The sequence below is a fragment of the Coleofasciculus sp. genome (genome assembly GCF_046539235.1).
GTDB lineage: Bacteria > Cyanobacteriota > Cyanobacteriia > Cyanobacteriales > Coleofasciculaceae > Coleofasciculus.
The window spans coordinates 1-9481 of the sequence record NZ_JBKHHI010000258.1; the positions used below are offsets into that span (position 1 = coordinate 1).

Here is a 9481-nt window from a genome sequence, read left to right on the forward strand (position 1 = left end):
GTTGCTAGACTGGCGCTATACATGTCACGATCGGCAACGAGTGCGATCGCTAACCTTGTTGGGTGTCGGTGTGCACTAGATGTGTCTAAGTTCTTTAAAAAGAGGAATGCCCTTAGTAAGAATGTAACTTTGTTGCTGCAAGGAGTTGCAATTTATTAGGTATTTTTACTCAATATACTTGTCTATAAAAAGTAGTATTTTCCGGAGCGGATAGATAATTCAAAAGAATGATTTTTGACATAAAAATAAGTCATAGTGCTAAAATGTTAACACAAGGTTAAGTGCTGACGAGAGGGTAACCAAAAGTTCGTCATGCTATTCCTTATTTATTTGGCAAATAATCTACATTCAAGTCCGTGAATATTCCATTTTCTAAATCAACCCCTCCTATTACCCATATCCGTATTTTTACGGCGTATCGGGGTTACCTGCTCACGGTTTTCTTTACCAAGCTTCACTGTTGGCAGTTCCGGGTAACTACCTTAGCAGGAGACGTATTTGGGATGCAACTTCCCTATGATTCAGCTGATGTCGCTGAACGAGTGGGACGGAATTGGATTGACTTTAGATCTCAGGCTCCGGTGACATAAAGTAGTGATTTCAACACTCAGACTTTTTAGCATTTCTCCTGAATCCGTCTCAAAATCACAGACTTGATCATATTTTACGGATATCCTACCCTATCCTCGTAGTGCGATAGTAGTTCATCCCAGTCTTGCGTTACACTGGCTAACTGATTTCCATACTTTTCTGTGAAATTAGGACTTATCTCATGAATACTGCGACACTGGCAACATGGATTCTCAGCCCTTTACTGGGACTGGCTATCTTACTATTCATCTTCCGGATTATCCTGACCTGGTATCCTCAGATTGATCTCAATAGCTTCCCCTTTAATCTGGTCGCTTTGCCCACCGAACCTTTTTTAGTCCCAACCCGCAAACTGGTGCCGCCCATTGGGGGTGTGGATATTACGCCGATTATTTGGGTTGGGATTGTTAGCTTACTGCGGGAGATTCTTGTCGGTCAGCAAGGATTACTGACCATGATCCACTGACTGCCCCTAACCCTTTAAGATTGGGTGGTTGCCATCATTTGCTCAACAAAATTCGTATAAACATCACCACTGAGAAACGCTGGGGTTTCTAAGATTTTTTGGTGGAAACTCAGCGTGGTGGCAACCCCAGTAATCGCACATTCGCGCAGGGCGCGTTTCATGCGGCGAATCGCGGCATCGCGGTTGGGTGCCCATACGATTAACTTGCCGATTAATGAGTCGTAATAGGGGGGGATTTCATAATCGGTGTATACATGGGAATCCATCCGCACGCCAGGTCCTCCGGGTGGCAGATACCCACTAATCCGCCCCGGTTGAGGACGGAAGTTGCGATCGGGATCTTCAGCATTAATCCGGCATTCAATCGCATGTCCCTTAAGCGTCACTTGGTCTTGCGTCAGTTTCAATGGTTCGCCTTGGGCAATCCGAATCTGTTCGGCAATTAAGTCCAATCCTGAGATCATCTCGGTGACAGGATGTTCCACTTGAATGCGGGTATTCATTTCCATAAAGTAAAAATTACCCATGGCATCCAGAAGAAACTCAATCGTACCCGCCCCAACGTAATTAATCGACTTGGCAGCCATGACGGCAGCGGTTCCCATTTTTTCTCGCAGTTCTGGGGTCAAAGCTGGACTGGGGGCTTCTTCTAGGAGTTTCTGATGGCGTCGCTGAATGGAACAATCTCGTTCTCCCAGATGAATTACGTTACCATGACTATCAGCAAGAATTTGAAACTCAATATGGCGGGGACGGACGATAAATTTTTCCAGATAAAGTCCTGGGTTGCCAAAAGCGGCTTCGGCTTCCCCTTGGGCGGCTTGAAACAGGCGACTCATCGCACTCTCATCGGGAACTAAGCGCATCCCCCGTCCACCACCACCGGCTGTGGCTTTAATCATTACCGGATAACCCATGTCTTTGGCAAGGGCTATGGCTTCACGTTCACTACTCAACAATCCCTCACTTCCCGGTACGGTGGGTACGCCTGCCCTTTGCATGGTTTCCTTGGCGGTGGATTTATCCCCCATCGCCCGCATCGCTTCGGGTGACGGACCGATAAAAGAGATTTGATGATCGGCACAAATTTCGGCAAATCGGGCATTTTCTGCCAAAAAACCATAGCCGGGATGAATGGCGGTGGCGTTGCGCGTCAGGGCGGCGGCAATAATGTTGGGAATATTCAAGTAGCTTTTGCTACTGGGCGCTTCACCGATGCATATAGCTTCATCCGCCAGTTGTACATGGAGGGCTTGTTGATCGATGGTCGAGTGAACGGCAACGGTGGCAATTCCCATTTCTTCACAGGTTCGGAGAATCCGCAGGGCAATTTCCCCACGATTGGCAATTAAGATTTTGGCAAAGTCCATAAAACAGCGCTGCTATATCCGTATTCAGTAGGATAAGGGGGATTGTTACCTTTGGTGGCATCCTTTGGGAATCATTGGTGACGTTCTCGGCGTGGGATTTCAACAAAATTGTCGGGAAGTCGTAATTTCTCAAAAGAGTTGATATAATGGGTTAGCCATGCGGATGTGGTGGAATTGGTAGACACGCACGCTTGAGGGGCGTGTGGCGTAAGCCTTGCGAGTTCGAGTCTCGCCATCCGCACTCCCTGGTGTATGAGGGCATCGGGAAGTGACTCGCTTTGTCCGTTCCCGCAGGGTAGCCGGGGAAAAGAAGTGCGATCGCCGGCGTTTGGGTGCAGGGAAAATTTAGGATTGAAAGTCACCCTAGATTAGGGGACGCTTGTATAAATAAGACGTTTGACAAATCTTTAAGGTTTCTTTACATTGCTAAAGGGTAATGGCGTGGGTGGGAAAAATACCTAACCCTTTGGATTTCAGCGCCTTGAGAGAGACTACTGGTAAGGTCTCTAGTCAATCTCTGACTGAAGCGCTAAAGCGCTCACTACAAACGGAAGCGCTAAAGCGCTCACTACAAACGGAAGCGCTAAAGCGCTCACTACGAACGGAAGCGCTAAAGCGCTCACTACGAACGGCGCGATCGCACGATTATCCGGAAATGGCTGTATTGCGGTTGAAGGTGAATACAAGTAAATCGCAAGTAAGCGATGTAGCTATTTAACAATCCGTAATACAATAGTTGATAATACTCAACAAAATTGTGCGGTTGACAACAATAGGGAGGTGAAGTTTATGTCTACAGTTTCCAAGGAGCCAAACTTCATGCGAATCGATCTAACCGATAATGTTTGGGTCAATACCCTGATTCCCAGTGCTAACCATGCCGCGTTGCGTTGTGGATTTGCGGGATATCCAGTAAATCCTCGTTGGAATGTTGCCAAGTTTAAGGCTTGGAAAACGGGGCGTCAGTGGCGAGATGCACTAGCACAAGGCGAAATGGCAGTGCGTTCTCACGATTCTATGTTAGTTCCGGTATCTGAGTTAAACGAGGATGGTTTAGAGGAAAAAGAAGCGAAGGCTTCCGACTCGCAACCCGTTGCATCTACCAATCATTCACGGTTTAAGTTTCCATTGAGACCTAAACAAATATTAGCCGCATTCCACGCTGTCTGAGAAAGACAAATTTTATATGCAGGATTTTCAGGGGAGAGACGCGATTAATCGCGTCTCTCATGGTGTTTGACGATCTCCTCGTCCTTTGTCATGCATTGAAATTGGGTATTTCCTGTTGCCTATTGCCTATTCCCTATTGCCTCTCCCCACCACAAGACATTCAGCAGCCCCTACATTAGAAAACCCCGCTTATGACCACAAGTGTATTAGAACGCAATCATATCAATATCCTCGGTAACGGTACTCAGACGATCATCTTTGCCCATGGCTTTGGTTCAGATCAAACCGCTTGGCGTCATCAAGTCGCCGCCTTCGCCTCTGACTATCGGATTGTCCTGTTTGATCATGTCGGTGCTGGAAAATCCGATTTTTCTGCCTACAGTCCCCATCGCTACAGTAGTCTCTATAGCTACGCCGAGGACTTACTCGAAATCTGTCATGAGTTAGAACTTACTAACTCCATCTTGGTGGGTCACTCAGCCAGTGGTATGATTAGCTTGCTAGCCGCGCTGACCGATCCTTCGTACTTCAGTCAGCTTGTTTTTGTCGGTGCATCTCCTCGGTATCTCAACGATGTGGGATATGTGGGTGGGTTTGATCAGTCTGACCTAGATGCACTCTATGGGGCGATGTCAGCGAACTACTATGCTTGGGTTAGTGGTTTTGCCTCCATGGTGATGGGAAACCCTGAACGTCCGGAACTGGCAACAGAATTTGCGAATACTCTGACGGCTATTCGTCCAGATATTGCTCAAGCTGTTGCGCGAGTTATATTCCAGTCGGATCACCGGGATGAGTTACCACGCCTGAATGTACCAACTCTGATTCTACAATCGAGTGATGATGTTGCTGTACCTCCAGAAGTGGGTCAGTATATGTCAGATCACATCCCTGAGAGTCGGCTTGTCAATATAAAGGCATGGGGTCATTTACCTCACTTGAGTGCGCCAGATACAGTAACCCAAGCGATCGCGGCTTGTCTTTAGTTCTTAACTGAAAAGGTGTTGAGATAACAGGAGTTCGTAGTCGGCATCCTTTGTGCTAGAAGTGCTTTGGCTCTGATGACAAACACTCTATGTCAACGACATTCTTCTTCTTCACTTACGTATTGTTAATGCTCATTGTTGTCCTTGGCTCATCCCAATCAGCTCCCTACATTTAGGCGATTTTTAATCGGACTATTGCTGATTCTGGTTGGACTAGATACGCTTAATTCCAGCAGAATCTCGACATTGAGTCTAGGATCGATTGTCTTTACTGTCATCGTTTTGTTCCCTCTACCTGCTTGGGTTCTGAGTCTCTTCACCGCCACAAAAATGGGGGAAGATAAGGGAGTAGAGGAGCCGAGAAGCCGAGGAGACAAGGGAGATGGGGAATCAATTCAAAACCCGGTTCTCGATGAGTCAAAACTCAGACGCGCCATGGCACGTCTCTACATTCAAAACTCAGACGCGCCATGGCACACCCTCAACACTCAAAACTATGCCAATCTCCGATCGCTGTCTGTAATCGGGTTTATTTTGATCGTTGGCTGGCTGCTGGTTAGTCGGTATGCCTACTTATGCCCTTGGCTCACAGGAGTGAGTTTGGCGATCGCATCGGGTTTGCTGGTGCGTCGTTTCCTGTTAGAGATTGAATGGAAATTAGCCGCTAGTTCGGTACTCGCCGCGATCGCACAATCAGATACCAATACTCCTGATCAGCTAATTGAGCAGGTTACCCGTTTGTTGTATGAATATAACCAAGCCGACGCCGCGATCGCACTGCGTCAACTCGATCAGGTAACGGCTCAATCACTCGTCAGTTTCCCGCCTACAGCCCTACCGGATAAACTGACAACACCAAAACTCTTTGCTGAAGCCCTAACCCATAACCGCACCCTATTCTATGCTAATTATCCGGCGACGCCCAAAGCAGCCCCTGTGCTTGTCGCCAAAGGTACACAGTCTCTAGCGGTACTCCCCCTGCGAAAGGAGCAAACGACACAGGAGCAAGGTGCTATCTTATTACTCTGGTATCGTCAAACTTACCTGCCCTCATACCAGCGTCACTTCCTAGATTTACTGCTGGGAGAACTTCACACCCTCCTACGTCTGCAAACCACGGCGTTTCGCCTCGAACAACTCCAAGCCCGCTACAATGCCATTCTAGAAATACCTCAGGGGGTAGTCTTTGTTGATATCAGTGGCGGACAAGGTTGGCTAAATCCAGCCGGGGCAAAGCTTTTGGGATTAAAACAAGGAGAAGCTGAACCGAGTGCGATCGCCCAAGCGATGGCAACCTTACGCAGCAGCGCGGATAATCAACAGGAGATTGCTAAACAGGGGGCACAGCTTTTTTCCCAACCGGATGCTGAAATTCACGACTGGATCTGGACGTTTAGTCAACCCAAATCAGTGGTACTGAGTATCTCAAGTTTGCCCACTTACGGTCAAGATATTCAAGGTCGCCTCTGGTTGTTTAATGATATCACTGAAAAATATTTGGCTCAACAAGCATTAGCTGAACGTACAACCCAACTGGAAACGGCGAATGAACAACTGGAAACAGTTAATGATGCATTACGATTTACGCAGTTTTCAATTGATCGAGCGGCTGATGCAATTTTCTGGATTGGGCAAGATGGAAAGTTATTGTATGTCAATTATGCCGCTTGTCGGTTGCTGGGGTATCCTCTGAATGATTTGCTGTCGATGAAAATTCATCAGATTGATGCTAATTTTACAGCTCAGAGTTGGTCAGAGCATTGGCAGATTCTTAAACAATGTGGTTCTCTTTCCCTTGAATCTTATCATCGCAGTAAAACGGGTAAACGTATCCCCGTAGAAGTGCGAATTAGTTATTTAGAATTTAACGGCAAGGAATATAACTGTGCCTTTGTCCGTGATATTGCCGAACGCAAGCAAGCTGAGAAGGCATTACGTTGGGAACAGGAGAAAGCTGATCGTTTATTGTTGAATATTTTACCCAAACCCATTGCCGAGCGATTAAAACAGGAAACCTGTCTGATTGCCGATCGCTTTGCCGATGTGACGATTTTATTTGCCGATATTGTTGGTTTTACCGATATTTCGGCTCGGATGCCACCCGCACAATTAGTTTTCTTATTAAATCAGATATTCTCTCGATTTGATCAATTAACCGAAAAGCATGGGTTAGAGAAGATTAAAACAATTGGCGATGCTTATATGATCGCCAGTGGTATTCCCACTCCTCGCAAAGATCATGCTGAAGCCATGCTCGAAATGGCATTAGATATGCAAATCGCCATTGCTCGCTTTAACCAGTTTCAGGATGAAAATTTCTGTCTGCGGATTGGGATCAATAGTGGTCCTGTGATTGCTGGGGTAATTGGCACCAAGAAATTCATTTATGATTTGTGGGGAGATGCGGTCAATACCGCCAGCCGCATGGAATCTCATGGTATTCCTGATAAGATTCAGGTCACAGAAACTACATCCAAACTCTGTCAAGACAAGTTTTTATTTGAAAAGCGGGGTCAAATTCAGATTAAAGGCAAGGGGAAGATGACGACTTATCTATTTATCGGTCGTAAATAATTTAATACTTGTTCATTGTTTATCGTTCATTGTGCTTATTTCTTCTGTGGTATTAAGATGCTTCTATCCCTACACCCTACACCCTGTCTCAGCCCAAAGACGCCGTGAGAAGTTAGGGCTACTCCGGCGGTTTTGCTCTTAAGCTCATCCGCCAAGGTGAGGATACTGAGCTGCATTTAATTAAGATTTGTTATACAATTATTAGTTTGGTGTAAATATATTGATTTTTTTAGTAATATCAAGAAAGCTTTATCTAGCAAAATGGGTAACATTTGTCAATCCGCCAAAGTACACAAAATAATCCGAGAATTTGGCGGAAGCAAAAATATCGGGATTGAATAAAAATAAAAGTAATATTAATTAAGAGATGTAAATCCCTTTAGCAAATACGGAGAGATGAGGCTCATGTTCATGTCAACCCTGCTCTATCTGAATCACTACATCAGAATTGAGATGCCAAATCCAGACGTTGATAACACCATCTATGTGTCTATTTGCCGAGCTTCCGGAACCTATGATCCGGATGAGTGCGAACCTCATGTAACGGATTACCAAATCAGTGGGAAGTCCCCTGATCCAAACAATTGGATTAAAGAAGCCATGGATAGCGCGATCGCCACATTGGATAAAGCCGGGGTGAAATACTACAACCCAAAGTCTTTAACGGCTTATCCTTGTAGTCAACAAGTCGCTTAAGCCAACACCGCCGACTCCCTCTGGTATCGTTGAGCCAGAAAAAATATCATAAGTTATTCTAGTCCTGTGACAATTGTCACCCTTGAGAAAATTTTTTTGATTAGTCTCCTCAGAAGCGCTTTCACACGGTGGGTTGTGCAAGGGCAAGTTTTGTCATCCTATTTTATCGGCGATCTCCTGGATAAGAGCGTCTAAACCAGCCTCTACAAGGGTTTCTTCCACTCATTTATTCATCAGTGATCAGGAAATCATTGAGAATATATTACAATACAATACACAAAGTATTATAAGAGTGCAAAATGGTTATCAGCGCTCAACTTGATTATGGATGCATCTCCAACGCAGAGGAAGCTGAACAGCTTGGGGAAATGCTGACGCAATGTTTCGGTACTTCCCTTAACGATGGGCAAGTTTACCTGAATCGTATCGGTCAAGATAATTTCCGGCTGATTCGTCAAGGAAAACAGATTGTTGGCGGTTTAGCTATTTACTCTATGGGTCAATGGTATGGTGGTCAATCAATACCTATGGCAGGAATTGCTGCCGTTGGCATTGCCCCAGAGTATCGGGGTACAGGTGCGGCTTACACACTGATGCAATGCACACTCCAGGAACTGTATCAGCAAGGTGTACCCATTTCCACTCTCTACGCCGCTACTCAAGTTCTCTACCGCAAAGTCGGCTATGAACAAGCAGGGATTCAGTGTAGTTGGCAGATACCAACCCAGAGGATTCAACTACGCGATCGCACTTTACCCATGTTCAGGGTGAAACCTGTACGCTACGAGATTTTCCAAGACTTATATTCTCAACAAGCGCAAACAACCAATGGTAATTTAAATCGAAATCCAGCCATTTGGCAAAATCTGCTGGAAGCGCCAACTAATCAGTCTATTTATGCTTATCTTATCGGTGCCAAATCTCAACCGGAAGGCTATGTTATCTGTACCCAATCTTCAAACGCTGAGGGTTTATTGCTGAATATTAAAGATTGGGCATTCCTTACCCCAGCCGCCACACGGCGTTTTTGGACATTCTGCGCGGATCATCGTTCTCAGGTGAGGCAAGTACGTTGGTACAGTTCTTTGATGGATAGTTTAACCTTACCCTTAGTGGAGCAAACGGCTCAAATTCGTCATCAAGAACGTTGGATGCTGCGGATTCTTGATGTTCCGAAAGCGTTGGAAAAACGAGGATATCCTTTAGAGATTGAAACCGAATTACATCTAAAAGTTCAGGATGAATTATTTGCCGCCAATAACGGTAACTTTATCTTGAATGTGTCTCAGGGACAGGGGAAAGTCACGCCGGGAGGGACTGGTGAATTACGTTTGCATGTAAGGGCGTTGGCTTCTCTGTTTACCAGTTTATTTACGCCTGAGCAACTGCGACAGATGGGTTATTTAGATAGTACATCGGCAGCGTTGTCAAGGGCAAGTTTGCTATTTTCAGGTTCCTTACCTTGGATGCCGGATTTCTTTTAATCGGGATTGGGAATTGGGGTTGGCATTAGTGTTAAGTTAAGCTACAGCCTATACCTTGAACGCACCCCATCCAAATTAAAAATTCTGGATGGGGATTCTTATGCTAGGCTTTGCTTAGACCCCATAAGGTACTAAGCGTAACTG

9 protein-coding genes and 1 tRNA gene are annotated in these 9481 nt (G+C 45.7%); 9 read left to right on the forward strand and 1 reads right to left on the reverse strand.

Annotated elements, in window-relative coordinates; translation table 11 throughout:
* Nucleotides 1–356 precede the first annotated feature (356 nt).
* Both ACLFWI_RS20195 and ACLFWI_RS20200 read left to right on the forward strand, forming a co-directional pair.
* The gene (locus tag ACLFWI_RS20195; RefSeq protein ID WP_446409724.1) at nucleotides 357–590 is read left to right on the forward strand and encodes a hypothetical protein; all 234 of its coding nucleotides are present in this window, start codon (nucleotides 357–359) and stop codon (nucleotides 588–590) included.
* A gap of 182 nt (nucleotides 591–772) precedes the next feature.
* On the forward strand, nucleotides 773–1057 hold the full coding sequence (locus tag ACLFWI_RS20200; RefSeq protein WP_446409723.1) for a YggT family protein: 285 nt from the start codon (nucleotides 773–775) through the stop codon (nucleotides 1055–1057).
* 14 nt (nucleotides 1058–1071) lie between these two features.
* On the opposite strand, the gene accC is transcribed toward ACLFWI_RS20200, so the two are convergent.
* Nucleotides 1072–2427, reverse strand: a complete 1356-nt coding sequence (accC, locus tag ACLFWI_RS20205) for an acetyl-CoA carboxylase biotin carboxylase subunit (RefSeq protein WP_446414400.1) — start codon at nucleotides 2425–2427, stop codon at nucleotides 1072–1074.
* Between the two features lie 159 nt (nucleotides 2428–2586).
* Here accC and ACLFWI_RS20210 point away from each other — a divergent pair.
* The 7 genes from ACLFWI_RS20210 (at nucleotide 2587) to ACLFWI_RS20240 (ending at nucleotide 9337) form a co-directional block, all read left to right on the forward strand.
* Nucleotides 2587–2668, forward strand: a tRNA-Leu gene (locus tag ACLFWI_RS20210).
* 240 nt (nucleotides 2669–2908) lie between these two features.
* A complete protein-coding gene (locus ACLFWI_RS20215; RefSeq protein ID WP_446414401.1) occupies nucleotides 2909–3145 on the forward strand; it encodes a hypothetical protein in 237 nt (78 codons plus the stop codon).
* Between the two features lie 101 nt (nucleotides 3146–3246).
* On the forward strand, nucleotides 3247–3597 hold the full coding sequence (locus ACLFWI_RS20220) for a hypothetical protein (RefSeq protein WP_446414402.1): 351 nt from the start codon (nucleotides 3247–3249) through the stop codon (nucleotides 3595–3597).
* Nucleotides 3598–3788: 191 nt separating this feature from the next.
* On the forward strand, nucleotides 3789–4583 hold the full coding sequence (locus ACLFWI_RS20225) for an alpha/beta fold hydrolase (RefSeq protein WP_446414403.1): 795 nt from the start codon (nucleotides 3789–3791) through the stop codon (nucleotides 4581–4583).
* A 246-nt stretch (nucleotides 4584–4829) separates the two neighbouring features.
* Complete coding sequence (locus ACLFWI_RS20230) at nucleotides 4830–7157, forward strand: adenylate/guanylate cyclase domain-containing protein (RefSeq protein ID WP_446414404.1); 2328 nt, start codon at nucleotides 4830–4832, stop codon at nucleotides 7155–7157.
* Nucleotides 7158–7562: 405 nt separating this feature from the next.
* A complete protein-coding gene (locus tag ACLFWI_RS20235) occupies nucleotides 7563–7853 on the forward strand; it encodes a hypothetical protein (RefSeq protein ID WP_446414405.1) in 291 nt (96 codons plus the stop codon).
* A 299-nt stretch (nucleotides 7854–8152) separates the two neighbouring features.
* Nucleotides 8153–9337: a GNAT family N-acetyltransferase gene (locus ACLFWI_RS20240; protein ID WP_446414406.1), complete on the forward strand. Its 1185-nt coding sequence runs from the start codon at nucleotides 8153–8155 to the stop codon at nucleotides 9335–9337.
* The last annotated feature ends 144 nt before the right edge of the window (nucleotides 9338–9481 follow it).

Coding starts and splice junctions, on each gene's coding strand:
- ACLFWI_RS20200 (WP_446409723.1), top strand. CDS start 773: ATGAATACTGCGACACTGGCAACATGGATTCTCAGCCCTTTACTGGGA.
- accC (WP_446414400.1), bottom strand. CDS start 2,427: ATGGACTTTGCCAAAATCTTAATTGCCAATCGTGGGGAAATTGCCCTG.
- ACLFWI_RS20220 (WP_446414402.1), top strand. CDS start 3,247: ATGCGAATCGATCTAACCGATAATGTTTGGGTCAATACCCTGATTCCC.
- ACLFWI_RS20225 (WP_446414403.1), top strand. CDS start 3,789: ATGACCACAAGTGTATTAGAACGCAATCATATCAATATCCTCGGTAAC.
- ACLFWI_RS20235 (WP_446414405.1), top strand. CDS start 7,563: ATGTTCATGTCAACCCTGCTCTATCTGAATCACTACATCAGAATTGAG.
- ACLFWI_RS20240 (WP_446414406.1), top strand. CDS start 8,153: ATGGTTATCAGCGCTCAACTTGATTATGGATGCATCTCCAACGCAGAG.